Annotated in this window: 18 protein-coding genes and 2 tRNA genes; 9 read left to right on the forward strand and 11 right to left on the reverse strand. The window is 56.6% G+C overall.

Annotated elements, in window-relative coordinates; genetic code table 11:
- Positions 1 to 110: 110 nt before the first annotated feature.
- Positions 111 to 911 carry a metallophosphoesterase gene (locus PuT2_RS08655; protein WP_093970645.1) on the reverse strand — a complete coding sequence of 267 codons (801 nt, stop codon included), beginning with the start codon at positions 909 to 911 and terminating at the stop codon, positions 111 to 113.
- Between the two features lie 119 nt (positions 912 to 1,030).
- Here PuT2_RS08655 and PuT2_RS08660 point away from each other — a divergent pair, with 119 nt between their 5' ends.
- The gene (locus PuT2_RS08660; protein WP_093970828.1) at positions 1,031 to 1,363 is read left to right on the forward strand and encodes a multidrug efflux SMR transporter; all 333 of its coding nucleotides are present in this window, start codon (positions 1,031 to 1,033) and stop codon (positions 1,361 to 1,363) included.
- 25 nt (positions 1,364 to 1,388) lie between these two features.
- Here the strand turns inward: PuT2_RS08660 and PuT2_RS08665 are convergent, their stop codons facing one another.
- The 3 genes from PuT2_RS08665 to PuT2_RS08675 form a co-directional block, all read right to left on the reverse strand.
- Positions 1,389 to 2,177 (reverse strand): HpcH/HpaI aldolase/citrate lyase family protein, encoded by a 789-nt coding sequence (locus PuT2_RS08665; protein WP_093970646.1) that lies wholly within the window; start codon positions 2,175 to 2,177, stop codon positions 1,389 to 1,391.
- A 136-nt stretch (positions 2,178 to 2,313) separates the two neighbouring features.
- Positions 2,314 to 2,390 (reverse strand) — tRNA-Pro (locus PuT2_RS08670).
- A gap of 53 nt (positions 2,391 to 2,443) precedes the next feature.
- Complete coding sequence (locus tag PuT2_RS08675) at positions 2,444 to 4,336, reverse strand: LTA synthase family protein (RefSeq protein ID WP_093970647.1); 1,893 nt, start codon at positions 4,334 to 4,336, stop codon at positions 2,444 to 2,446.
- Between the two features lie 102 nt (positions 4,337 to 4,438).
- On the opposite strand from PuT2_RS08675, the gene PuT2_RS08680 reads away from it, so the two are divergent.
- From PuT2_RS08680 to PuT2_RS08700, 5 genes are all read left to right on the forward strand, one after another.
- On the forward strand, positions 4,439 to 4,927 hold the full coding sequence (locus tag PuT2_RS08680; protein ID WP_093970648.1) for a MarR family winged helix-turn-helix transcriptional regulator: 489 nt from the start codon (positions 4,439 to 4,441) through the stop codon (positions 4,925 to 4,927).
- Positions 4,928 to 5,182: 255 nt separating this feature from the next.
- Positions 5,183 to 6,391 (forward strand): ABC transporter substrate-binding protein, encoded by a 1,209-nt coding sequence (locus tag PuT2_RS08685; protein ID WP_093970649.1) that lies wholly within the window; start codon positions 5,183 to 5,185, stop codon positions 6,389 to 6,391.
- Between the two features lie 67 nt (positions 6,392 to 6,458).
- Entirely contained in the window at positions 6,459 to 8,369 is a 1,911-nt protein-coding gene (locus PuT2_RS08690; protein ID WP_093970650.1) for an ABC transporter permease, read from the forward strand.
- Positions 8,366 to 9,142: an ABC transporter ATP-binding protein gene (locus tag PuT2_RS08695; protein ID WP_093970651.1), complete on the forward strand. Its 777-nt coding sequence runs from the start codon at positions 8,366 to 8,368 to the stop codon at positions 9,140 to 9,142. Before PuT2_RS08690 ends, PuT2_RS08695 begins: the two co-directional genes overlap by 4 nt.
- Positions 9,139 to 9,888 (forward strand): ABC transporter ATP-binding protein, encoded by a 750-nt coding sequence (locus tag PuT2_RS08700; protein WP_093970652.1) that lies wholly within the window; start codon positions 9,139 to 9,141, stop codon positions 9,886 to 9,888. The genes PuT2_RS08695 and PuT2_RS08700 overlap by 4 nt, the downstream gene beginning before the upstream one ends.
- 82 nt (positions 9,889 to 9,970) lie before the next feature.
- Here the strand turns inward: PuT2_RS08700 and PuT2_RS08705 are convergent, their stop codons facing one another.
- From PuT2_RS08705 to PuT2_RS08715, 3 genes are read right to left on the reverse strand one after another with little or no spacing between them, the layout of a single operon-like run.
- Positions 9,971 to 12,796: a c-type cytochrome gene (locus PuT2_RS08705; RefSeq protein WP_093970653.1), complete on the reverse strand. Its 2,826-nt coding sequence runs from the start codon at positions 12,794 to 12,796 to the stop codon at positions 9,971 to 9,973.
- Positions 12,793 to 13,278 (reverse strand): (2Fe-2S)-binding protein, encoded by a 486-nt coding sequence (locus PuT2_RS08710; protein ID WP_093970654.1) that lies wholly within the window; start codon positions 13,276 to 13,278, stop codon positions 12,793 to 12,795. The genes PuT2_RS08705 and PuT2_RS08710 overlap by 4 nt, the downstream gene beginning before the upstream one ends.
- Positions 13,253 to 14,422: an FAD-dependent monooxygenase gene (locus PuT2_RS08715; RefSeq protein ID WP_093970655.1), complete on the reverse strand. Its 1,170-nt coding sequence runs from the start codon at positions 14,420 to 14,422 to the stop codon at positions 13,253 to 13,255. Before PuT2_RS08715 ends, PuT2_RS08710 begins: the two co-directional genes overlap by 26 nt.
- A 328-nt stretch (positions 14,423 to 14,750) precedes the next feature.
- Between PuT2_RS08715 and PuT2_RS08720 the strand changes: the two genes are divergently transcribed.
- Entirely contained in the window at positions 14,751 to 17,018 is a 2,268-nt protein-coding gene (locus tag PuT2_RS08720; protein ID WP_093970656.1) for a molybdopterin cofactor-binding domain-containing protein, read from the forward strand.
- A 24-nt stretch (positions 17,019 to 17,042) separates the two neighbouring features.
- Here the strand turns inward: PuT2_RS08720 and PuT2_RS08725 are convergent, their stop codons facing one another.
- Complete coding sequence (locus PuT2_RS08725) at positions 17,043 to 18,236, reverse strand: phospholipase A (protein WP_093970829.1); 1,194 nt, start codon at positions 18,234 to 18,236, stop codon at positions 17,043 to 17,045.
- 135 nt (positions 18,237 to 18,371) lie between these two features.
- Here PuT2_RS08725 and PuT2_RS08730 point away from each other — a divergent pair.
- Positions 18,372 to 18,448, forward strand: a tRNA-Arg gene (locus PuT2_RS08730).
- On the opposite strand, the gene PuT2_RS08735 is transcribed toward PuT2_RS08730, so the two are convergent.
- The 3 genes from PuT2_RS08735 to PuT2_RS08745 all read right to left on the reverse strand — a co-directional run bounded on the left by PuT2_RS08735 (position 18,436) and on the right by PuT2_RS08745 (position 24,064).
- Positions 18,436 to 21,342, reverse strand: a complete 2,907-nt coding sequence (locus PuT2_RS08735; protein WP_093970657.1) for a transporter substrate-binding domain-containing protein — start codon at positions 21,340 to 21,342, stop codon at positions 18,436 to 18,438. The genes PuT2_RS08730 and PuT2_RS08735 overlap by 13 nt on opposite strands.
- Positions 21,343 to 21,446: 104 nt before the next feature.
- Positions 21,447 to 22,148: a response regulator transcription factor gene (locus PuT2_RS08740; RefSeq protein ID WP_093970658.1), complete on the reverse strand. Its 702-nt coding sequence runs from the start codon at positions 22,146 to 22,148 to the stop codon at positions 21,447 to 21,449.
- On the reverse strand, positions 22,145 to 24,064 hold the full coding sequence (locus PuT2_RS08745) for a sensor histidine kinase (protein WP_158214028.1): 1,920 nt from the start codon (positions 24,062 to 24,064) through the stop codon (positions 22,145 to 22,147). Before PuT2_RS08745 ends, PuT2_RS08740 begins: the two co-directional genes overlap by 4 nt.
- 195 nt (positions 24,065 to 24,259) lie before the next feature.
- On the opposite strand from PuT2_RS08745, the gene PuT2_RS08750 reads away from it, so the two are divergent.
- Positions 24,260 to 25,123: an alpha/beta hydrolase gene (locus tag PuT2_RS08750; RefSeq protein ID WP_173862528.1), complete on the forward strand. Its 864-nt coding sequence runs from the start codon at positions 24,260 to 24,262 to the stop codon at positions 25,121 to 25,123.

The raw sequence follows: 25,123 nt of genomic DNA on the forward strand, positions 1-25,123 counted from the left end.
CTTATGCGTGCGCTTGAACAATTTTTATATTGATCAGGCTGACTCAATAGTATTCAAATCCATTACAACTTAGCCCTTAGTAGTTTCCCGATAAATCGGGCTTTTTAGGCCTAAAGTGTCAGACAATAAAAGGAATTAAAGTCATTGTTCTCTTGCGTGCCGTCTGGATTACCCACGCCGCGGGGGTTGGTGACTACGCGTGTACCTTGTTTTTCGGTGCCTATCCGGTAATCGAAAGAGTCATGCGAGTGTCCGTGAATGCATAACATCGGCGGTGCCGCCAGAATGAGGCTTTCGAGGTCGCTGATGAAGCCGCCATTAGAGGCTTGGCCTGCCCACTTTGGGTGTATAGAGCCGGGTGAGATGCCGTGGTGGGTGACCAGAACTGTCTTTTCGTTGCGGGCATGTAAAGAGGCCAGCGTGGCGCTGATCCAGCGTCGTGCCAGGTGGTGGGCCGTGAACTGATGCTCGGGTGTTAAAGGTTCGGGTGAGCTTGGCGCTTCGCGATATTGCGTATGGATGAAGTCGGGAGAGAACTTCAGGCACGCGGCCAGGCAGTCTGGGTCGAGATCGTAAAAGTCGGTCCAGAGTGTGGTGCCGGCAAAGGTGATGTCGTCAATTTTGATTGTTGTGTTTTCAAGTACATGCAGGTTGGCGGGCAATTGCCATTGACGCAGCGTTTTCCGGCTGTCCGGGAAGTCGCCTTCGTAGTATTCGTGGTTGCCCATGACGTAAATCACATGGGAAAAACGCGCCGCCGCGTTACGCAGGAAAGGTTCAAGGATTTCGCGTTGGCTAATTTGCCCGATGTCGCCGGCCAGGACCAGTGTCGACGTGTTGTCATCGGGGAGCGGCGGGATTTCGAAAGGGCAGTATTCAAGATGAAGATCTGACAAAATACGCAGTTTCATGACGGTACCTCGGCGAGTTTCAAAGGCGGGGTGCGGCAAGCGGGCTCAATGCGCTGCGACCGTTGCCGGCAACCGTAATCGGTTTTTTTGTCATTATGGGCGCAACACAGGAAACTTTCATGCACAACTGGATCTATCTGCTGTTGGCCATCGTGGCCGAAACCGTTGCAACCTCGGCATTAAAGGCCAGCAATGGTTTTACGCAGCTTTGGCCTTCAGTCGTTACGGTCGTAGGCTACGCCATTGCGTTTTATTTGTTGGCGCTGACTTTGCGTACCATTCCGGTGGGGGTGGCCTATGCTATTTGGTCTGGGCTGGGAATTGTTCTAATTACCGGTGTGGGGTGGGTGGTATTCAAGCAAACGCTCGACGCGCCGGCGCTGATCGGTATCGGGCTGATACTGGCCGGGGTGATTGTGATGAATGTATTTTCGAAGTCGGGCGCGCACTGACACTGAAATGCGCGGCCACGTGCAGCTACAGGTTCTGGCGGGCCGTTGCGGCCAGCTGTACCGCTGCGTTACGCAAAAGAGCGGTATCGGCGCCCAAGGCCATAAAGCATGCACCTGCTGCGCGATAAGCAGCTACTTGTCCTGGGTTGCCGCAAAATAACCCGGCGGCGGTGCCTTGTTGGTTAATGCGGCTTAGGGCTAATGTAATTGTGTTCTGAACGTCGGGGTGTTGCGGGTTGCCTAAATGACCTAGCGCTGCAGCAAGGTCGGATGGCCCGATAAACACACCGTCTACGCCATCAACCGAGCAAATCGCCTCGAGGTTATCCAGCCCCTGAATCGACTCGATTTGTACGACCAGGCAAGTATTGCTCTCGGCGTGCTTAACGTAGTCGGTGACGGCGTTCCAACGGGCACCGCGCTCGAGCCCTGTTCCAACGCCTCGTGTACCCCGAGGGGGGTAATGCAAAGCCTGCACTAATTGTTCGGCCTGTGCTGCGGTATCTACCATAGGCGCCAGAATGGTTTGTACGCCCATGCCTAACAATTGCTTTAGGGTCGCGGGGTTGTGATCAACCGGGCGAACCAGTACCTGCGTAGGGTAGGGTGCCATGGCTTGCAGTTGGGCTTGCACTGTAGGCATGTCGTTAATGCCGTGTTCGCAATCGATCAGTAAAAAATCAAAACCGCATGTCGCGAGTATTTCGGCGCTGACCGGGTTGTTCAGCCCCATAAACATGCCCACTTGGGGACGATGGCTGTGCAGGGCGTGTTTGAAGGTGTTGACGAGCGGAGCAAGCTGGGCGGAGGACATGAGGCACTCGGAAAACGACAGAGGCCTTAATTATGTCATGGCCGGTTGGGCTCGTGCCTGACGCAGGCACGACTGGCGTGTGCAAAAACAAAAAGGGCTGATGCTTTTGGCATCAACCCTGTTTGCTTAAAAATGGTGGTCGGGGCGGCGGGATTCGAACTCGCGACCCTCTGGTCCCAAACCAGATGCGCTACCAGGCTGCGCTACGCCCCGACAAGACCGCAATTATGACACATTCAAAAGACTTTGTGCAAATTTTTGCGTGTTTATTGTTTAACCATTAAATGCGGCAGCGTGTACTGCCCTTGCTTGTATACCTGGTTGGGCCAAAGGGCATGCGCCAGTGCTTCGCGATGCAGCGCTTCGTCGAGCGGTTGGGGCGCGTAAGTGTCGCCGCCGCTATACGTGAACTGGCTGGCCGGGCGGTGCGGTTCGAGGACAACCAGTTGGTTGTCTTTGAGGTAACCGTAGTTTTCGCTAAATTGCATCATGGCACGGCCTCCTGTGCGTGGCTGATTCAGGTCTTGGCCGATCATGGGGTGGTCGAGGTTGACGCCTGCTAGCGATAACAGTGTGGGGGCCAGGTCGATCTGACTCACCAGGCGGTCATCTTGTTTGGGCGCGATGGTGCCGCCCAGGAAAAGCGCCGGAATATGAAAGTGTTTAAGGGGTATCAGGCTCATGCCGCCAACACGCGCATCGTGGTCGGCTGCAATAAGAAAAATGGTGTTGTCCCAGTAGGCGCTTTGACGGGCCTTTTCGAAAAACTGGCCGATGGCCCAGTCTGCGTATCGAATAGTGTTGTCGACTGTGGCAGGGTCGCCATCGGGAACAATCCGGCCTTGGGGGTATTCCCACGGTGAATGGTTGCTGACGGAAAAGGCCAGTGTAAATGTGGGTGATTCAGACGGCGTGCTTAGATGACGGTGCAGTTCGTTGAACATGTCTTCGTCGCTGGCGCCCCAGGTACCCACAAAGGCGGGGTTCTGGAAGTGTTCGCGTTCGATGATTCTGTCGAACCCGTTGCCCAAAAAGAAGCTTTTCATGTTGTCGAAGTGGGCCTCGCCGCCATAAATGAACGTGCTTGAGTACCCTTGCAGGCGTAGTGCCTGAGCCAGCGTGAAAAAACGTGATTGCGCGCCGGGTAGACGAAGGGCGGCATCGGAAACCGTTGGGGGGAAGCCGGCCGACAAGGCTTCGAGGCCGCGGACTGAGCGGGTGCCGGTGGCATAGGTGCGCGTCAGATTCCAGGCTTGTCTCGATAGCGCATCGAGCTGTGGAGTGAGGCCTTGGCCTTTCAGGTAGCCCGTGAACTGCGCGCCCAGACTTTCTTCGACGATGATGACAATGTTAAGAGGCTGTGTGTGCGTATGCGCGGCCGTCTGGTGATGCAGTGTTGGAATGCTGGGGTTTGTATTTTCTATGCCCGCACATTCGCGTACAACAGCGCTCACCTCGTCGGCAGACATGTTGCCGTATACATCGGCTGCGGAGCGTTCGTTTTTCTTGCTGTAAATGGCGTAAATAACGCTGTACAGCGAATTGAGCGGCAGCGTGTTGAGCATGCTGTCGCCGCAGTAAGCTACGCTGGACGGGTTGATGGGCCGGTGTTTAAGGGTGCCGCGAATGGCCAGAAACACAATGACGGCAGTGACCAGCGAAAGCACGATGGCTTGCCACCAGACGACGGGGGTGTCGGGGGCTACCTGCCCGAACAAGACGTGCCCGCCCCAGCCGAACAGAGCCAATGTCCCAACACCGCCAAAAATTACCGGCTTGTAGCCCTTCCAGAGCATACCGAATACTTCTTTTGGGTGTTGCAGGTATTGCACGTAAAGGCGGTCGGGTCGGGTGTCGTACTCATACACAAATTGTGGTGTTGACACTTCAAGTAGCACGAGCAGCAGCCAGGAAAACTGCAGCCAGAAACCCGTGATGTCGACGAACAAGGGGGAGTGGCCCAGCCAGGGTGCAAGTAGGGCAGGAATGCCGACCAGAACCGCAATTTGGTGCGCATCGATGCGTAAACCGCCAAGCATGATGGGGGCCAGCCCGCCGTTAAGGCGGACACGCTGCCATTGCCAAAGCGACAAGCACAGGCGGCTGGTCGACAGTAGCAGGAAGCTGGCGGCGATAAATATAAGGGTTTGTTCCTGCATACTTTTGGGTGCTTACGCTCGAAAATTTACCTTGCGTAATATATAGTGCGTAGGGCTAAGCGCATAGTGTTTTCACGTCTCATTAACAAAATAGAGCCTGTAATGTCTGATAACCACACCCGCAAACCCGCATCACCGTCCGGTGAGCCGCAATACGACTTTTCCCAGCAGGTGGGGCATTTGCTTAGGCGGGCCTATCAGCGCCATACGGCGTTGTTCCAGCAAATCATCCCTGACACCCAACTTACCGCAGCCCAGTTCGTGGTGTTGTGTGCGGTGCGCGACTGCGGCGCGTGCTCGCTTAGCGAAATCGTCAAACGTACAGCGATCGATCAGGCCACCGTGCGGGGTGTTATCGATCGCCTCAAGTCACGCAAGCTGCTGGGCGTTCGTCACGACGACGCCGACCGCCGCAAGGTGTTGGTCAGTCTCACGCCGGCCGGCCTTAACCTGGTTGACAGCATGGTGCCGTTTGCTTTCGACATTACCGAAAAGACATTTGCCGGGTTTAATCCCGCCGAAAAGCTGGCGCTAGTGTACCTGTTGAACAAAATGTGTGAGTCAGATGCCGCAGACTCGTCTGGCAATTAAGCGTATGCGCTTTAATGGTTCATCTTCGCACCACGTTGCTACGGATTCGATCCTGCATTGTGCGCTGCGGTAAATATTTAGGTGGATTAGGCACCTATCGCAGTTTGATTTGCTTTTATAGTCAAGGGTTTATCCCTAGTAAAAACAGTCTTGTGGCTGAAAACTTAGGTGTGTACACTTGAAAGGTGCTATTACTCTTGCAATAGCGTTTTGCCGATATCCACCCGGCAAGGCGCGCCACATAGGAAACTAACAATGAAAGGCATGAAATTTTATTCATCGCTGCTGGGCCTGGCGCTCGGCGCGGCGGTAAGTACATCCGCCCTGGCTCAAGATGTTATTAAAATCGGCGAACTGAACAGCTATAAAACACAGCCGGCCTTCCTGGGGCCCTACAAAAACGGCATGGATCTGGCCATTAGCCAAATCAACGAATCCGGCGGCCTGCTGGGCAAAAAAGTCGAACTGATCATCCGCGACGATAACTCCAATACGGGCGATGCAGTTCGTGCCGCCGAAGAGCTCATTTCGCGCGACAAGGTCGACGTCCTGACCGGTACGTTCCTTTCGCACATTGGCTTGGCGGTTACCGACTTTGCCAAACAAAAGCAACGTTTCTTCTTGGCCAGCGAGCCGCTTACCGACAAAATCGTCTGGGGTGACGGCAACCGCTACACCTTCCGTCTTCGTACTTCAACTTACATGCAGGTGGCCATGCTGGTCCCCGAAGCGGTCAAGTTGAACAAAAAGCGTTGGGCGGTGGTTTACCCCAACTACGAGTACGGTCAATCGGCCGTCAATACCTTCAAAACGCTCATGAAGGCCGCCCAGCCCGATATCGAGTTCGTGGCCGAGCAGGCTTCGCCGTTGGGTAAAGTTGATGCTGGTAGCGTTATCCAGGCCTTGTCCGATGCCAAAGCCGATGCAGTCTTCAACGTGCTTTTTGCTGCCGACCTGGCCAAGCTGGTACGTGCCGGTTCGCAGCGTAACTACTTCGACAACGTGCCTGTAGTCAGCCTGCTGACTGGCGAACCCGAGTACCTCGACCCGTTGGGTAACGAGACGCCCGAGGGCTGGATCGTGACCGGTTACCCTTGGTACGCTATCGATACGCCCGAGCACAAGGCTTTCCTTGAGGCTTACCAGGCCAAGTTCAACGACTATCCTCGTTTGGGTACAGTAGTTGGCTACGCTGCAATCATGTCTCTGGCCGAGGGCATCAAGAAGGCCGGCTCGACCGATACCGAGGCGCTGATCAAAGCCTTCCGTGGTCTTGAGCTCATGTCGCCGTTTGGCCCCATTACCTACCGTCCGCAAGATCATCAGTCGACCATGGGTATTTATGTGGGTAAATTGGCCAAGAAAGATGGCAAAGGCATCATGACCGACTTCGTCTATGTTGACGGTAAAAGTGTTCAGCCTTCCGACGAGCAGGTAAAAGAGTGGCGTAAGGCTGCTGAGTAAAGCAATGCAACAAACCTCTGTCACCTGTTCCGGTGGCAGAGGTTTTTAATTTTCAGGTGGCAATCAAATGGATTTGTCGGGTTTTATCGTTCAGATGCTGAACGGGTTGGCCGAAGCGTCATCATTGTTCTTGGTGGCGGCGGGGCTTTCCCTTATTTTCGGCGTAACGCGCATTGTTAACTTTGCGCACGGTTCGTTGTACATGCTGGGCATTTATGTGGCTTTCACTATTGTCCAGTCGTTCGGAAGCAGTCCATTTGGTTTCTGGTTCAGTCTGATTGCAGCGGCATTATTGGTAGGCGCGTTCGGCGCGCTGGTCGAAATTATTCTGCTTAGGCGCATTTATCGTGCGCCCGAGCTCTTTCAGTTGCTGGCGACGTTTGCGCTGGTGCTGGTCATTCGTGATGCCACCTTGTTTTTGTGGGGGCCCGAAGACTTGTTAGGGCCTGTCGCCCCGGGTCTGAATGGCTCCATCATGATTCTGGGTAGCTATTTCCCCAAATACGACATCGTCCTGATTTTTATTGGTCCGGTTGTGTTGGGTCTGCTGTGGCTGCTGTTGACGCGTACCCGTTGGGGGACGCTGGTTCGCGCCGCGACCCAAGACCGCGAAATGCTGGGTGCCTTGGGCGTGAATCAAGCCTGGCTCTTTACGGCCGTTTTTGCTTTGGGTTCTTTTCTGGCCGCTTTGGGTGGTGCAGTGCAAATCCCGCGTTTGCCGGCTAACCTTACCCTCGACCTGAGTATCATTGGCGATGCCTTCGTGATCGTGGTGGTTGGCGGTATGGGTTCCATCCCTGGGGCCTACGTGGCTGCGCTTATCATCGCCGAGCTTAAAGCGCTGTGTATTGCGTTGGGTACGGTCAGCCTATTTGGCATCAGCTTCGAATTCCCTAAATTGACGCTCGTTGTCGAGTTTATTTTTATGGCGCTTGTGCTGGTGTTCCGTCCTTGGGGTTTGTTTGGCACTGTGTCCGCCGTCAGCCGCAACTCTGCACCGATCGAAGCGCCTATTCGACCGGCTACCATGCCGTTCAAGGTGTTCATTATGGTGTCGGTGGCGGCCATTGCAGCGCTGCCTTTGTTGTCCGATATCATGCCGTATGCCACGGTATTGGCGCTCGATATTATGGTGGCCTCACTGTTTGCGCTTAGTCTGCACTTCATGATGGGGCCGGGCGGCATGCACTCGTTTGGTCATGCCGCGTACTATGGTTTGGGTGCTTATGCCGCAGCGCTGTTGCTTAAAACTGCCGCGTTTTCGATGGGTTGGTCGATGGCCATAGCACCCATTATTGCGGGTTTCGGCGCACTGATTTTTGGCTGGTTCTGCGTGCGTCTGTCGGGTGTGTATCTGGCCATGCTAACCCTTGCCTTCGGTCAAATCGTCTGGTCCATTATTTATCAGTGGGACGACTTCACCGGTGGTTCGAACGGCATGATTGGTATCTGGCCGGCCGAGTGGCTGTCGGGTGATGCGTATTACTACTTTGCATTGACCGTGGTGGTGCTGTCGGCCATTGTCCTGCGCAGGCTCTTGTTCTCGCCGTTCGGTTATGCGCTGCGTGCTGCGCGCGACTCAACCTTGCGCGCCGATGCTCTGGGCATTGACGTCAAGCGGGTGCAGTGGGCTGCCTTCGTTATTGCGGGTGTGTTTGCCGGGTTGGCTGGCGTGTTGTATGTCTTCTCAAAAGGCAGTGCATCGCCCGAGATCATCTGGGTCGGCAAATCGGTTGATGGTCTGGTCATGGTGTTGCTGGGCGGTATTCAAACACTGATTGGCCCGGTTGTCGGCGCAGCCACCTTCAGTTTCTTGCAAGACTATTTCAAAGGCCTGACCGATTACTGGTTAGCGATGTTCGGTGGCGTTATTTTGCTGATCGTTCTGGCGTTTCCGCAAGGCATCGCGGGCTATATCAAAGAACTTTTTGAATACTGGGGCGCCAAGCGTGCCGCCCGCCAGGAGCAGCCACTATGAGTTTGTTGGAAGTTCGTAATCTCAGGAAGGCCTTCGGCGGCAATATCGCCGTCGATGGCGTCAATTTCGATTTGCAGGCCGGCGAGCTGCTTGCGCTTATTGGTCCTAACGGTGCCGGTAAAACGACAACGTTCAATATGGTCAACGGCCAGTTGCAGGCTACGGCAGGCTCGATCAAGCTTAACGGCGTCGAGCTCACCCGTTTGCCGCCGCGCGAAATCGCCTATCTTGGCGTGGGTCGCACGTTTCAGATCGCCGCGACATTTGCTTCGTTGACAGTGGTTGAAAACGTGCAAATGGCCTTGCTGGCACACAACCGCAAGGTGTATTCATTCTGGAAACCGGCTGCCTCGTACTATCGCGACAAAGCCATGGCCTTGCTTGCGCAAGTGGGCATGGACTCGCAGGCCGACCGCGCCTCCAGCGAGCTGGCGTACGGTGACGTCAAGCGTGTTGAACTGGCCATGGGCCTGGCCAACGACCCCAAGCTTCTGCTTATGGATGAGCCCACCGCCGGTATGGCGCCCAAAGAGCGCAATGATCTGATGGCGCTGACTAAAAAACTGGTGGTCGATCGCAACATGGCGGTGCTGTTTACCGAACACAGCATGGACGTGGTGTTTGCCTATGCCGATCGCATGATTGTGCTGGCCCGTGGGCAATTGATTGCCGAAGGCAGTGCCGAAGAAATTCGTAATCATCCCAAAGTCCAGGAGGTTTACTTCGGGACAGGTAAAACTTTCGAGAAGAAAAAAGCAGGGGCGCAAGCATGAGCAACACCCAATTCAACCCCGACGAAACGTTATTGACGGTATCGAAACTGAATGCCTGGTACGGTGCCGCACATATTCTTTTCGACGTCGATCTGAATGTCCGGCGTGGCGAGGTTGTGGCCCTGATGGGGCGCAATGGCGCGGGCAAGTCCACCACGTTGAAGTCCATCATGGGGCTGATGGAGAAATCCAAAGGCGATATCCATTTCATGGGCAAAAAAATCAGCGGACGCCAGCCTTATGAAATCTCCCGGGCTGGCATCGGGTTCGTGCCTGAAGACCGCCGTGTCTTTGCCGACCTGACCGTAACCGAGAACCTTGAAGTGGGTCGGCAGGCCGCGCGCCAATGGCCTGACGGCACCACTGCCTATACTTGGACGCCCGAGGCGCTGTACAAGCTGTTTCCCAATTTGGGGGCCATGCAAGATCGCCCGGGCGGTCAAATGAGCGGTGGTGAGCAACAAATGCTGACGGTAGCGCGTACGCTCATGGGCAATCCGTTCCTGGTGCTGCTCGATGAGCCCTCTGAAGGTGTTGCACCGGTCATTGTCGAGCAAATGGCCAACACCATTATTGCTCTGAAAGAGCATGGTGTCAGTGTTCTGCTGTCAGAGCAAAACATCCACTTTGCCGAACTGGTGTCAGATCGCGTGTATGTCCTCGAGAAGGGGCAAATCCGTTATGCTGCAACCATGGAAGAACTGGCCGAGAACGAAGAAATCCGTCGCAGTTACCTGACTGTGTAGCATCGTTGTTATTGGTCGTTTAAAACAATTCAGCCCGGGTGATCCCGGGCTGAGTTGTTTTTGGGTAGGCGGCTAATTGGGGTTAGGGCCCATGCATAGTGCGGATCGACGATATTTTTTCGTCGAGCCCTTGCCACTGGGGTTTGCCGGGCGCAAAGCGTGCTCGCATGTATTCGATCATTTCGCGAATTTGCTTGTCGTTCAGGCTGTCTTTGAAGCCTGGCATATAGCCCAGCCCCTGGCCGGTTGGGTCGTCGATGCCGTGCATCAAGACTTGGATCACGTTGTCGGGATGGTCGCTGTGTATGTTGGTGTTCAGGGCTAGCGACGGTCGTGCGCCAAACAGTGGGGGGGCTTCGCGGGCGTCGTGACAGACGGCGCAGGCACCTTCGAAGAGCGCTTCGCCGGGCATCGTCATGACTCCGACGTTGCTGCGGCTGGCCTCTTCTAGTTTTGCGGCAGTCAAGGCCGCTGGTTCTGCCGAGGCGGGGGGCGGATTGATGGCTGCCAGGTAATGCGCCATGGCGCGAACATCGGACTCGGGCAGTTGTGCCAGGTTTTGCACCACCGGACCCATCGGGCCCGAAGCGACGCCATGCACTGACGAATAGCCGTTGCGCAAGTAATCGAAGAGCGTGTCTTCGGTCCAGGCTATGGGGGCTTTCGAAAGGGCGTTCAGGGCCGGGGCTTCCCAGCCATCGGCGAAACCGCCGGCCAGGAAGTTTTGGGCGCCTGACTTTTCGGCTCCCATGCTGTTGCGTGGAGAATGGCAGGCCGCGCAGTGACCAGCGCCTTGTACCAAATACGCGCCACGGTTCCAGAGGGTGGATTGCGTCGGGTCGGGTTGATAAACCTCGTTTTTGTGGAACAAGGTGTTCCAGCCTGCCATCAGGGGGCGCGCGTTGTACGGGAAAGCCAGCTCGGTTTTGGGCGGCGTTGCGGAAACGGGTTCCCGCGTCATCAGGTAGGCATACAACGACTGCATGTCGGCGTCGGTGATTTTGGCAAACGCTGTATATGGGAACACCGGATACAAATGGCGGCCGTCGCGATGGATGCCTTCGCGCATGGCGCGTTCGAAGGCCGCGTAAGACCAGTTGCCTATGCCAGTTTGCGAATCGGGCGTGATGTTGGTGGTGTACACCGTACCGAAAGGCGTTTCTAGGGGGCGCCCGCCGGTGTTTTCGATGCCGCCTTCAGCGGTATGGCACACCATGCAGTCGCCAGCCAGAGCCACCAGCCTGCCGCGTTCGATGGCCGCGGCCGAGTAGATTGTGGTGTCGACAGCGACAGGGGCTATGGCGCCACGCAGGGGTAGGGCTGTGAGGACCAAGCCGGCGGCGCTGGCCGCAATGCCGCCCAGCAAACCGTAGGCCCAGCGTTTGCTACGCTTGCTTTCGGTGCCGTCACCTTGCGGTAGAAGGTTGCCGGTGTTGAAGGGGGCCTGGCGTATGCGGGTGCCGGTTGCCTTGTATATGGCGTTGGCAATGGCGGCAGCTGCCGGCAGTTGCGCATTTGGGTGCCACGCCAGGGGTGTGCCGACGGCGCTTTGCTGCGGCACAACCGACACTTCGGGTAGCGTCAGTGCCCCTGTTGTGTAGGTGTTGGCATCGGCCCACTGGTCGAATGTGTCGGGTGCGCCCAGAAGACCACGGGCGGTATCGCGCACGTGGTGTTCGATCTTAGTTGCATCGCTTGTCGATGTTAGCGTGTTGGCGGTATGGCCGACGGTTAGGCGGGTGATGTCGATGGCGCCGTCGTTGACGGCCACTTCGGCCACCCAGGCCGACCATACTGCTTGAGGCGGGTCTTGTGCGTTGTCGATAATTTGGGCGCAAGCAAAGCCCTTGCCGGCCCCGGGTTGGGGCGGGTCGAACCAGCCCGCTTGCTGCGCCACCGATTCGACCAGCGCTTTGCCGGTGGGATCGGTAATGGTGTCCAGCCGTGCTTTTACTGGATCCTGGCTTTGCAGCGCGCACAGTTCATCAAAAAATGATTCTCGGGCAAACACGCCGGCGGCAATAGCGTTGTCGTTGGCTGGCCCAAGGGCGTAAGCGGTTGCAGCAGGCTGTTGGCTAACCGGTACACCGTAGAGTGTGTCGGGTTGAGCCATTGCGCTGGCGTACCGATGCTCGACGCCGCATAGCAGTGCAGCAACTGACGGCCGTAATGCGTTGGCCATGTTTGCACGTTCTGTGTATTGGCTGGCCGGGGTGCCGTCGGCTTGCAGCTCGAGGGCGATGGTTGCGGGCCCCGTCGTTGTGTCGTGTTGTACGCGAACGGGTTTGCTGCGGCCAAAAGCCAGGAGCGCGGCATCGACGGCGGCATCGTAGCCTTCGCCGGGTTGGTCGTTAGTAACCAGAGTGACCTGTTCTGCCGGTAAGCCGCACAACGATGCGATCTCGGCTCGTAACTGGGCTGCCCGGCTGGTATTTGCCCAGAGCGTCAGGCCGGTTGGGGTATGACGTGCAATTGCCCATACCGGCTCGTCGTCTGGGGTGTTTACCCACGTATAACTGCGGGTGATGCCGGGAGAGGCCGGTTGGGGGGCGGCTGAGGCTTGCCCCGTATTGGTCAGCTGCGCGACGCGTTGAGGTTCGGGGTCACGCCATTGGGCCTGAATTTGCGCGCGGGCGTGCGCTGCTTGGTTGGGCTGCGACGCAATAGCCGCCACAAAGTTGTGGCGGATAACAATATCGACAACGCCCGGCACGTGTCGGGCGGCGTCGACCTGAATGTGTTGAAGCACCGGCCCGCAGTAGGCGTGGCCGTTCCAGTGGATGTTGGGTGGGCGAAGCACGGCGCCATGCAGCAGGTCGCCAGCGCCGGGAAGGGCCAGGTCGTGGTGCCCAACAAGGCGGGCAAGGTTCGGGTTGTGTTGTGCTGGGGTGTTGGCCGGTACGGTCATTGGGTGGTTTGCAGCGCTTTTGCAGCTTCGAGGGCAGCTTCGACGATTTCGACATGCGTGCCGCAGCGGCAAAGGTTGTATTTGAGCTCTTGGCGGATTTGTTGTTCGGTGGGGTTTGGGTTGCGGTTCAGCAGCGCCTGAATAGTCATGATCATGCCGTTAAGGCAATAGCCGCACTGGGCGGCTTGCTTGTCGATAAAGGCCTGCTGTACCGGGCCGGGTGCTGCGGCGGTGCCCAGCCCTTCGAGGGTGACGATATCGTGACCGACAACTCCCTTGACGGGCAAGACACAAGACCGCGCGGCGACGCCATCGACCAGAACGGTACAGGCGCCGCATTCGCCCAAGCCACAACCAAACTTTGGCCCATTCAGTTCAAGGTCGTTGCGCAGCACATAAAGTAGCGGGGTGTCGGTTTCGACCTCGATGTGATGCGCGTGACCGTTAACATTGAGCTCAACAAGTTGGGGCGGTTTGTTCATTATTTTTTTTTGCGTCGACCAGCGGTGTGGTGAATACGTCGTATCCGAAGCACCAGTCGGGGTTTTCGTTGGTTTTTAGCCAGGTGTTGTTATGGGAAACCAGTTGTACCTTGCTCGCACGCTCGGCACGATTGGCTTCGTATAGGTTAAACACTGCATCAAGGTCTGTAAAGCCCATTTCCTGGAAGCAGCGGGTAAGAATGGCGGCGTCTTCGATAGCCATGGCGGCGCCTTGTGCCATATGGGGCTTCATGGGGTGGCAGGCGTCGCCCAACAACACCATGCGGCCACGGCTCCAGAGGGGCAGTGGGTCGCGTTCCAGCAGGGGCCAGCGGGTGACTTCCTGGGTGCCTTCAATGAGGGCTTGAACACTTGAGTGCCAGCCGCCAAATACGCGTCGCATTTCGTCTTTGGAGCAGGGCTCCCAGCTTTTGCTCATGTCCCAGGTGCTTTCAGGTACGCCGGTCACGTAGTAGATTTCGTCCTTTTTGCTGGTAACGAAGTAGACCATCATGTGGTCATTGCCGGCCCACCATTTGCAGCACATGTCGAAGGGTAGTGCGCCGCTGTCGATGGGCGTCGGGAACACGGCGCGGTGCGCGACGTATCCGGTGTATTTGGGCAGTTCGGAGCCCAGCAGAGTATCGCGGATCTTTGAATTAATACCGTCGGCGCCAACGACAATGTCGGCTTCTTCGGTGGTGCCATCAGCGAAGCTCAGAACCACTTTATCGCCCAAGTCTTCGACCTTGGACAGTTTTTTGTTGAATTCGAGAATGCCGGGTGGCAATGCATCGGTCATGAGTTTGTGGAAGTCGCCGCGGTGAACCGTGAGATAGCTGGCGCCGTAATGCGAGACCGCGTAATCGCCCAGTGGGATCTGGGCCATGACTTCGCCGGTAACGCCGTCGCGGCTGTACCAGTAGTCGGGGTGGGCGCCAATGCGGTTGAGTTCATCTTCGATGCCTATGGCGCGCATGACCTTCATGACGTTAGGGCCCAGGTGGATGCCGGCGCCAATACGGGCGAACGCGGGCGCCTGTTCGTACACCTTGACGTTGAAACCTGCTTTGGCCATAAGGGCTGCACCGGCGGTGCCGCCAAGGCCGGCGCCAATAATTGCGATACGAGGGTTCTGTTTCATGGCAGGGCTCCTGAGAAGTGAAATTGCCAAATGCTGGAATCAAGTTATTTGTAGTGTATACACTCTAATTTTTTTGGTAAATAAAATTCTATTAGGTGTTTATACCTAGATTTATCTAATTCTGTTTTATTCGTAAGTCGCTGTATTTAATTCATATATTTTATTATTTAGATATTTTTTCGCAATGTGAAACGTTGAAATACCATGTGAAAAATTGGCTCTGCTCAGGCCTTATAAAGTGTATACGTTGTATATGGCTGTGTTTTTATGATTCTTGGCGCTACAATGCGCACATGTGCTGTACTTCGTTGCACTTACGAGGCCTTCTATGCAATTTCTCGACCCAAAAGCCGACCGCGAGGCACTTTTTTCACGCGCGGGCACATTGATCGTGGTGCGCCCGGCGGCAGCCTCGCCCAAGCCCGCGCCAGGGCAACCCGGTATTGCGTCCGACTATCAACAGCCCTATCCAGATATCTTTGTGGCAATGCTCGATGACGGTCGGGTGTTGGCTTTCAATGGTCACGTCGACCTGGGTACGGGTATCAGGACGGCGTTGGCGCAGATCGTGGCCGAAGAGCTCTACTTGCCACTTGATCGCGTACGCATGGTGTTGGGCCATACCGAGGCTACTCCCAACCAGGGGCCCACCATTGCCAGCGCCAGCATCCAGATTTCCGCGGTACCTCTGCGTAACGCCGCTGCAGTAGCGCGCGAGTTTTTGCATGATCGCGCTGCGGTTCAGCTTGGCGTTGCGCGCGATACCCTTCAGTTGGTCGATGGGGTGTTCTGCGCGCCCGATGGTGCGCGTATCGATTACGCCGCTTTGCTATCTGGGCAGCATTTTCAGCTCGAGTATCAGGCCGAGGTCCCAATCAAAGACAGCGGTCGTTACGCGGTAGTGGGCCAGTCGGTACGCCGTGTCGATATCCCCGCTAAGGCAACCGGCCAGTTAACGTTCGTGCACGATGTTCGGGTGCCCGGTATGTGGCATGCACGCGTTATTCGTCCGCCGTATACAGGGCGTGACAGTGGCGATTTTGTCGGCCATTCATTGCAGTCTGTCGATACGTCGTCGCTCAGTGCCATTGCCGACGACATCCAGGTGGTGGTCATTAAAGATTTTGTTGCTGTGGCCGCGCGGCGCGAAGAGCATGCCATCAAGGCCATGAAGGCACTCAAGCTCACCTGGAGGCCCGTGCCGGCGCTGGAGCATCTGGACGACCTGGACCAGGCCTTGCGCGCCCAGACGCACAAGGTCAGGCCACTGGTTCAAAAAGATGAAGCCGATCCGGCCGCTCAGCCTGGCGTTACCCTGAAGCGCACCTATATATGGCCCTTCCAGATGCATGCGTCCATTGGTCCGTCGTGTGCCGTGGCCGATTATGCGGCCGATCAGGTCCGCATCTGGTCCGGTACCCAAAACCCGCACATGTTGCGCGTCGAGTTGTCGCGTTTGCTCGAACGTGACGAAGGCGAGATCGACATCATCCGCTACGAGGCTTCGGGCTGCTATGGACGCAATTGCGCCGACGATGTCTGTGCCGATGCAGTGCTGGTGTCGCGGGCCATTGGCCATCCGGTACGCGTTCAGCTCACACGTGAGCAAGAGCATGGTTGGGAGCCCAAAGGCGCGGCCCAGCTTATTGATATTGAAGGCGGGCTTGACCAGCACAACGAATTGCTTTCTTACGATTTCGTGACGCGTTACCCCTCCAACGATGCGCCGACCCTGGCCCTGATTCTGACCGGAGTTGTCAGCAACCAGCCGCGTATGCTCGAAATGGGCGACCGCACGTCAGTGCCTCCTTACAGTTACCCGCGGCAAACTATTACATGCCACGATATGCCGTCCATAGTGCGTTCGGCGTGGTTGCGCGGTGTATCGGCGTTGCCTAATTCGTTTGCCCACGATTGCTTTATCGACGAGCTTGCCGTCGAGGCAGGGGCCGATCCGGTCGAGTTTCGCTTGCGTAATTTGCCCGACGATCGCGCGGCCGATTTGCTCCGTGCAACGGCGCAGCGCGCTAACTGGGTGGCGGGTCAGTACGGTTCGCGCGGGGTGCCAGACACCTCACATGAATTGCATGGGCGCGGCGTTGCCTACGCGCGTTATGTGCACAGCAAATTTCCAGGCTTTGGGGCAGCGTGGGCGGTATGGGTCATCGACCTGACGGTCAACGCCAACACCGGCAAAATTCGTGTGAAAAACGTGGTGGTGGGTCAGGACACCGGCCTGATCGTCAATCCCGACGGCGTTCGTCATCAAATCGAAGGCAATGTTATTCAATCTTTAAGTCGGGTACTTAAAGAGCGGGTAGCCTTTAATGCCAAGGGCGTTGTCGATCAGGAGTGGGGCGCGTATCCGATTTTGCCCTTCACCGAAGTGCCGCCTATCGATGTGTTTTTATTACGTCGCGATGACCAGCCGCCCATGGGTTCCGGCGAGTCGGCAACGGTGCCCAGCGCTGCGGCGATTTCAAATGCCTTATTCGATGCCACCGGCGTGCGCTTTCGTGAAATCCCGTTCACGCCCGACAGAATTTTGGCCGGCCTGGCAAGCGTGCTTGAGGGCCAGGCCGAGCCGGTAGCGTAATGACAGGGTTTCGGCGCGGCTGGGTCAGGGCACCAGTGCAATCCCGATGCGCACCTGCCCATCACTTTTCTGGTTGTAACCCAGCAGCGTTTCGCCCCAGCCCCTGAAATACTGGACATGCAAAAAGCCATTCATGTTCAGGAACGTGCGTTGCAGGGGCCAGGCGGCTTCCAGCTGAGTGGTGGTGCGGCCGCTCTTGCCTTGCCGGTATAGCCCCGTCAAGATCAGGCCATTGGGCTGCGCCCATCTTAGTTTCCAGTCGACATAGCCGGCGTAATCGGCAAAATCGGGGTTCTCGTTTTTACTGAAGTAGGCCTTGGCCTTTGGCATGAAGCTTAATAGGCTGCCACCATCAAAGCGGTAATTAACTTCTGGCTGGACATACACGTCGTTAATCGATCGCGAATCGATACCGCTTTTGCCATTTGACCGATGCTCGACCCCCATGGCCAGACCGCCGACCCATTGTTGGTCCGAGGTACTCATCAGGGCGGGGTTGTGCCAGAAAATGCCGGGGTTGTAAGTGCTGTCAATAAAAGGCTTTGAACTGCCTTCCAGATCCCATAGCGAGGTTTGTGTGTAGCCCAGATAAAGATGGTCATACCAGGCTGGCCGCGCGGGGTTGTCGGGTGAAAACAGTCGATACTTGAAGCTGACCTGAAAGCGGGCATTGGTGCCCTCTCGGCCACCGACATCGAAGTAAATGGGCTCGTAGGGTGAAATTGCGCGTCGGAAGTTCTCGAAAGGCGAGGAGCTGACGGGAACTGCTTCGGGGGCCGGCGGCAAACCTGCGGCATCGGCATGATGTGCAGGCACGGGCTGGTTGGGGTTGTCGGCTTGCAGGGCCAGGAGCGTGGGGCTGTTGTCGACAGCCAGCGTTTGCAGGCCCTGGATGTCTTTTGGAACTGTCACGGCCCAGCGTCGGGCGGCAAATTGGCCTGGTGCAAGGGCAACAGGCGAGGGGCTTTCAACCATTTCTGCCGTCACTGTCATGACTTGTCCGGCGGCGTCACGCCATTGAATGGACAAGTCCTGCCTCGGCGTCCAGGTGATTGGAGCCTGGCTTTCGTTGGTGGCTACGCCTTTAACGTACAGCGTTTCGCCAGGTTGGGCGCGACTGGTGTCCAGCTGGTAACTGACAAAAGCCCATGCCGGGCGTGCGGTCGCAGCGACGGTGACCAAAAGCAGCAAAAGGGTGTGTTTGAGTAGAGGGCGCATAATGATAACCAGCCAGGCAATGTGAGTGCACGGCCACACAAGTGGAATTTGATTGTCAGTTTAACCGTTTGGCGTGCGCCGTCGGGCACCAGAGGCCATCAGCTATAATGCGCCCCGGTAGTGTTTGCTACCTGTGCGTCGTTAGCTCAGCTGGATAGAGCACGGGCCTTCTAAGCCTGAGGTCGGGGGTTCGAGACCCTCACGACGCGCCATCGGTTCCTGTGGAAAGTGCCTGTACTACGCGGTTACGGCCTTGGCTTTTGGCTCGGTATAGCGCCTGGTCCGCGGCAAGTAGCCAATGGGTGGGCACGGCCTTTTTTGTGGGTGTTTGCAGGCAGTAACCAATACTGATCGTCAGGTGCAATACCTGGGTTTCGTATTGAATCGGCATGGCGCTTACTGCTTCGCGCAGCAACTCAAGGCGGTTGTGTGCCTCGCCCACCGACCCTACCGCTGCAAAAATAACAAACTCTTCGCCACCGAAACGTATGACGTTGTCTCCGGTACGCTGGAAGTGGCTACGTAGTGTGTCAGCCAGTACTTTCAGGCACTCGTCGCCTGCGGCGTGACCATAATCGTCGTTTACTCGCTTGAAGTGATCAATATCGACCATCGCCACCAAAAAAGGCGTGGCGCTGCGCAAGCAGTGTTGAAACAGAATATCGTAGGTTTGGTCGAAGCGAGTCCGGTTGCCCAGACCCGTCAACTGGTCTGTGGCGCTAAGCTTGGCCAGTTGTGCGTTGGCCTGTTCCAGCTGTCGGTTCAGCGAACGCAGTTTCCGGTTCCAGGCATAAAACCCCAAAATCAAGACCAGCGCGCCGGCCATCAGTTGCCACACCAGGCTGTAGTCAACATGGGCACTCAGATGTACCGAGCGCCACTGGTTCTCGATTTGGTTCAGCTCGTCTGCCCCCGCGCTGCCCACGACTTTTTGCATGATACCGGCCAGAATCTGGTTGTCTTTTACTGTGGCAATGGCAAGTGTGGTGTCCATGGGGACCCGGCCAATTACCCTGATGTCGGCCAAGCGCATGTCTTGCAGTTGCTGGCTGGTTGTGGCCAGCGTGCCAATGTAGCCGTATAGCTCGCCGCTTTGAACTTTACGTAGGCCCTCTGCTTCGTTGGCGACGGGTATCAGGTTCAGATTGGGGTGACGTACGCGCAAGTCCTGGAAGAGTCCGAAGTCGCGCGTGATGCCGATGGGAGAGCGTTCGAGTTCGGCCAGGGCGGTGATGAAGGGCGATTCGATGCGCCCGAGCAGCACGGTGGGCAAGGCATAGTAAGGGGCTGAATAGGTAATGTCAGAGTGATGCTGTAGCCCGCTGCCATTTGATGCGCCTGGGATCAGATCGCAGCGTCCGGCCTGCAGCGCGTCAAGCGATGCACGCCACGACGTGGTTTCGTAAAGTCGGGTTTCGATGCCCAACCTGCGACTAGCCAGTCTTAAAAAACCCGAGGCAATGCCCTGGTGTTGACCTTTGGCGTTGATGCCATCGAGCGGCATCCAGTCGCGGTGGGCGCAGAACGTCAGGGTGTGGTTCTTTTGCGTCAGGTAGGCGTTTTCAACGTCTGATAGCAGTACCGTGCCGGCAGCGTTGCTGGAAGTTTCAAAATAGGCGCCCAGCCATCGGTTCTCGATAGCCCGCATTTCTGAGGGGCTAATACCATTGAGCGCCTGATTAAGCACCGGTACCAGCGCGTCAAGTTCTGGGCGAATGGCGAAGCGCAGGTCTTCGCGGACGATGTCGTCAAGATGCAGTTCGCCCGCGATATGAATATTTCTCAAGCCTTGGTCGCGTATCCAGTGGTTGCCGTTGTCGAGTGCAGCAAGCACCAGATCGACCTGCCCGTTTGCCAAGGCCACAAACATAGAAGCTTGATCGTCGAAGGCAATGGCGTCTTTGCCCAGAACGTCGCGCAACGCGTCGGCATAAAAGATGCCGGCGCCGTAACCCACGCGCAAGCCGTGAAGGTCTTCTTTTCGGGTTAAGCGAAGGTCGGGCGATTGGCTGAAGCCAACGACAGACACAAAGTGATAGGGCTGCGTGAAGCGACTGAATTCGCGCCGGGCGGGAAGGTCGGAAATGTTGGCCATGATGTCAATTTCGCCACGCTGAAACATTTCGATCAGCTGACTCCATTGGCCCACCACGGGCACGGCTCGAAGCCCGGTCAGATCCATGATGCGCGCCAGAATGTCGACCGTTAAACCTTGGACTTGTCCGCCGTCTTCGAAACTGAGTGGTGCGTAGTCTCGCATCAAACCCACCCGAAGCGGGCCTTGTTGGCGAAGTAGCGTTTTTTGTGCTGGCGTTAGCTGAAACTGCGGTACCTGTAGGGATTTTCCGCCAAATTCCTGCCATTTTTCCCGGGTGTCTTCAAGCCATTTGGGGTCAAGGCCGGCCAGAGCCGTTTCCAGCTTTTCGTGCAGGTTGGTCAGTTCTGGCTGAACGGCGATCCGGAAGTCTTCGTTTTCTTGGCCGCCTAGGGGCGCTGGGCCGATGGGTTGCACGCTGACCAGACCCTTTTGTCGCGCAAAATACGACAGGGTGACCTCGGAGCCGATGATTGCGTCAACCCAGCCAAACGACAAGGCCTGAATCATTTCTGGTTGAAGGCTGTATTCGATCAGGTTCAGGCCGGCGTCGCGCAACGTCTGTAGGTAGTACACATCGCGCAGTACGCCGATACGCTTGCCTTTCAGGTCGGCCAGGCTGTCTGCCCCCGATAACGGCCGGTTGGCGTCGTGCATGATAATGGTGCGACGCAAATGGTAGGGGCGGGTAAAGTGCATCAGCCTGACGCGGTCTTCGCGCCAGGAAACTTCGTCGAGGGCATCAAGTTCGCCGCGCAGAAACGCGGCATAAATGTCGGTCCAGCTCCCGACGCGATAATCGAAGTTGACGCCTGATATTTCGCCGACCTTGTTCAGGATGTCGACTGAAAAGCCTTGGGGGCCGTTGGTGCCGAAGCTTGAGTAGGGTTCGTTGTCGGCGACGATGCCGATGGATACGGTGTTCTGGGCGGATGAAGATGCCGGGAGTGCTGCCAGCAGCGGGGCGCAAAGCAGAAAAAAAATCAGTATCAACCGTTGAGGCCAGTGCATCTTGAAGCTTGCCAATCCGTAATCTGGAGCAATTTCTCAATGTGCCTGTTCCTGCAGAGACTTTCCAGTCTCAATTCTCTCAGTTGTCTCGATTGTTGACAAAATTAGGGGTCGTGGCTGACCAGGACGACCCCTTTGCCGAAGATGGTGCGCAACGGCAGCGGGAAATGCTGCTGGCGGGCTTTTGAGCGCAGCCGGTTCAAGATGACATCGATACGGTGAATGTCGGGTTCGGGTTCGTAGCCAAACAGCAGGTTGTGCAGCATCTCTTTGCTGCATACCTCGTTACGGTGACGGTAAAGGGCCTCTATGAGGCGGTGTTCTTGCGTCGTCAGATGCAGGGTGTTGCCGTCGGGCGCTTTAAGGCTGTTGTGCTCGAGCTGCCATTTTGCCGCTGACGCAGGCGCTTGCCCGGTGGTGTCGAGTAATGACTGTTTTTGCAGGCGCGACCAGAGCGCCTGAACGATCTGCGCCAGGTCGGCAAAGTTGATGGGCTTGATCAAATAATGGTCGGCGCCCAGCCCAAGGCCGCGCAGCTGGTCGTCACGACTGCCGCGCGCCGATATGACAATCAGTCCATAGCTGCCAACGGTACGTAGATACTCGATCACGCTAAAGCCGTCCTCTCCTGGCAGTCCGATATCGACCAGGACAATGTCGGCGGGCGTGCGGTGTAGTTGTTTCCAGAATGATTCGGCGCTGCTTTGACCCCATACACTGTGACCTCGCGACTGCAGAAAGAACATCAGCTCTTCGCGCAAATCGTCGTTGTCTTCAATAATGGCAATGCGTGCGTTGTCTGTCATTGTCTTTTTTTGGCGCTGCTTTTTGCGGGTAGGGTGAGGATAAACTGGCAACCTTGCGGATGATTGGGTTTTAGCACAAGCGTTCCGCCGTGCGCGGTGGCGATTTCTTGGGCTACATGAAGCCCAAGCCCTGTTCCGTTGGTGCGGCGGCCTGGGCTTTCGACGCGCTGGTAGCGTTCGAAGATCCGTTCGGCGTACTCGGCGGGGATGCCCGGTCCGGTGTCGGTAATGCTGACAGCCACCGTGTCGGCAAAGGTAGAAATATCAATGTTAATGGGGCCCGGGTCGGTATGCTTGAGCGCGTTGTCGAGCAAATTGGACAAGGCAATACGCAACAAGGCGGCGTCGGCCGACAAAACGACCAGCCCCGGTACGCGCAAAGTCGGCTTCCCGTTGATCGTCAGCTTGATGTGGTGTTCGCTGGCTGTGTTGAAGAGGTCGATGACGGATCGGGTGAGCCCGACCAGGTCGGTTGATTGGCGGTCAAGGTATAGGTTGGCTGACGAAAGTCGTGAGTCGGCCAGGCAGTTGTCGGTCAGTTGGACTAGCCGGTCGGTAGCGCGCTGGATCTTGTCGTACCTGATTTCGCGTTGCGCATCGTTGATTGGCGTGAGCCGCAAGTTTTGCAGGGCACTCGAAATAATGGCAAGGGGGGTGCGGAACTCGTGAGCCACCATGCCAATGAACTGACGTTGATGCACATTGGCCTCGCGCTCAAGCTGCAGTTCGCGCGCCAGAAGGCGTTTTTCTCGAGTTTGCCGGTTTTGGGTCTGAACCCGGTGAACCGCCAGGCCCAGGACCGTCAAAATATTAAGCATGAGTGCGTATTGCCAGACGACGTAAATGGCGTCGTAGTATGGGATCAGCCCATACAGCGAGAGCTGCGCCATGATGCCGGTAGCAAAGTAAACCAATGGCGACATGCCCAGCAACAGCAGCCCCAGGCTTATTTTTTTCTGAAAGTAAAGAACTAGAGGCCAGACCAGAAAGGTGGCGACGCCGACGCCGAAGATCAGGGTTTGCATTTTGACCGCCAAAGCGTATTGACCCAACGGAATCAGCAGCGTCAGCAGCGCAATCAACACGGCCGCACCCAGCACGAATCGATACACTCTTGGGGCATGCTGCCTGAACTCAAGCATTTCGGCCCACATCCAGAGCAGGCTGGAAAAAGCCATCAGGTTCAGGACGCTGGTCAGGTAGTGTTGCAGGTTTGGGGCATAGTCACCCAATAGCCAATTGATAAACCCTTCTATGCAAGCCACCAGCATGTAGGTGAGTGAAAACAGGCAGATGGACCACAAAAAGGGCTTGCGTATAAAAATGGCCAGCAATAACGCCAGCCCAAACGAGATGGCGGCAAGCCCAAAATAAAAGCTCCAGAACCCAGTGGATTTGGCGGTGTGCTCACTCAACCCGGCAGGCGTCCAGAGGGTTGCCTTCAGCAGTAGTGCGCTATCGCTTTCTGCTCTGAAGACAACGTCGTATCCCGGGCTGTCGGGTGCGGGGGCGGGGATGTTGAATACCGCAAAGCGGTAATCGATGTCGCCACGTTTGCCTGGCCAGAGGTCGCCAGCGCTTTTGCGTGTCCAGGCCCCGTCTGAGCCGGCCGGCCTGAAGTACACGGCAATATCATTAATGAAGTTAGGCCCGACGGTGAGCCACCCGTCTTTACCTTCGAAGGCGCTGGCGGGTAAAAAAGTTTTCAACCAGAGCGCGGATGCGGTGTAACCCAGCGAAACCGGAACTTGACTGCGTTGCAATGCTGATTCGGGCAGGGCCAGGAATTCGTCGAGGTGTATGGCGGCGGTCGTGTCTTCGTGCCAGGCAAACGGCAGGTTTGGTCCCAGGTGCATTTGCGCCTTAGCGGCGGGCCATATACCCAGGGCGGCCGCCAGCAAAACCAGTTGGGCCATAATTCGCCACGGTGCACTAGTGTGCCAGGCCCGGTTTGGCTGCATGTAACGGTGCTCCGGTTGAGGTGGATGGGCCACTTTTGTAACCCGGGCAGGGCGCGCCGCGCAAGGCTTTGGGGGTAGGGTGCGTGATAGAATCTTCGCCATCTTTCAACATGAAAATCAAGCAATCAGTTTGCGCCGGAGACTCAATTTATGTCCAGCTTTAATGGTTTGTCCAATGGTCGCGTCAAGTGCCCAACCGAACTTAGTGAAAAGGGTTATGCCTTGCGGGCGGCTTTCCCAGACTTTCCCGAAGTGGCCAAAGGTTGGCAAGACAAGACTGCAGCCCTGATCGCCCGCCTGAATCCCGAGCGCGATATTGCTTATGGTGACGAACCCCTGCAAAACCTTGATTTTTATCGTGTCGAGAAGCCCAACGCACCACTGCTGGTGTTTGTCCATGGTGGCTACTGGCAAAGTGGTGATAAAAGCGATGTCGGTCTGATTGCCGAGCCCTATGTTGCAGCGGGTATTAATGTCGCCGTCATCAATTATTCGCTGGCGCCCCAGGCGCGCATCGAGGACATGGTCGTCGAAGTGCGTCGTTGCATCAAGTGGCTCCATACCAATGCGGCGCGCTTTGGCTTTGACGCGGGTCGTATTTCCATCATGGGGCACTCGGCCGGTGGGCATCTGGTGTCCGAAATGGTGGCTAACGTTCCCGAGAATCAGGGGATGCCCGAGATCAAATATTGTTTCGCCATCAGCGGTGTGTTCGATCTGCCGCCACTGGTACCGTCCAGCGTCAACAAGGCGCTTTCGCTCGACCCGGCTCGTGCCGAAGCCTTGAGTCCAGCTGCAAAAAAAGCACCGGTATCGACGCGTGTGCACACGATCATTGGCGAACACGAAACAGGTCAGTTTCATTTGCAGTCGGCCGCGATCGCTCAACAGTGGGGCGCCGCGGTAACCGATCATCACGTTGTGCCCGACACCCATCACTTTACGGTGCTTGATGTCCTGGCCGACCCAGCATCGCCCTACAGCCGTGTCATTGCCGACACGATCAATGCGTAA

The sequence above is a fragment of the Pusillimonas sp. T2 genome, assembly GCF_002236805.1.
Classification (GTDB): Bacteria; Pseudomonadota; Gammaproteobacteria; order Burkholderiales; family Burkholderiaceae_B; genus Neopusillimonas.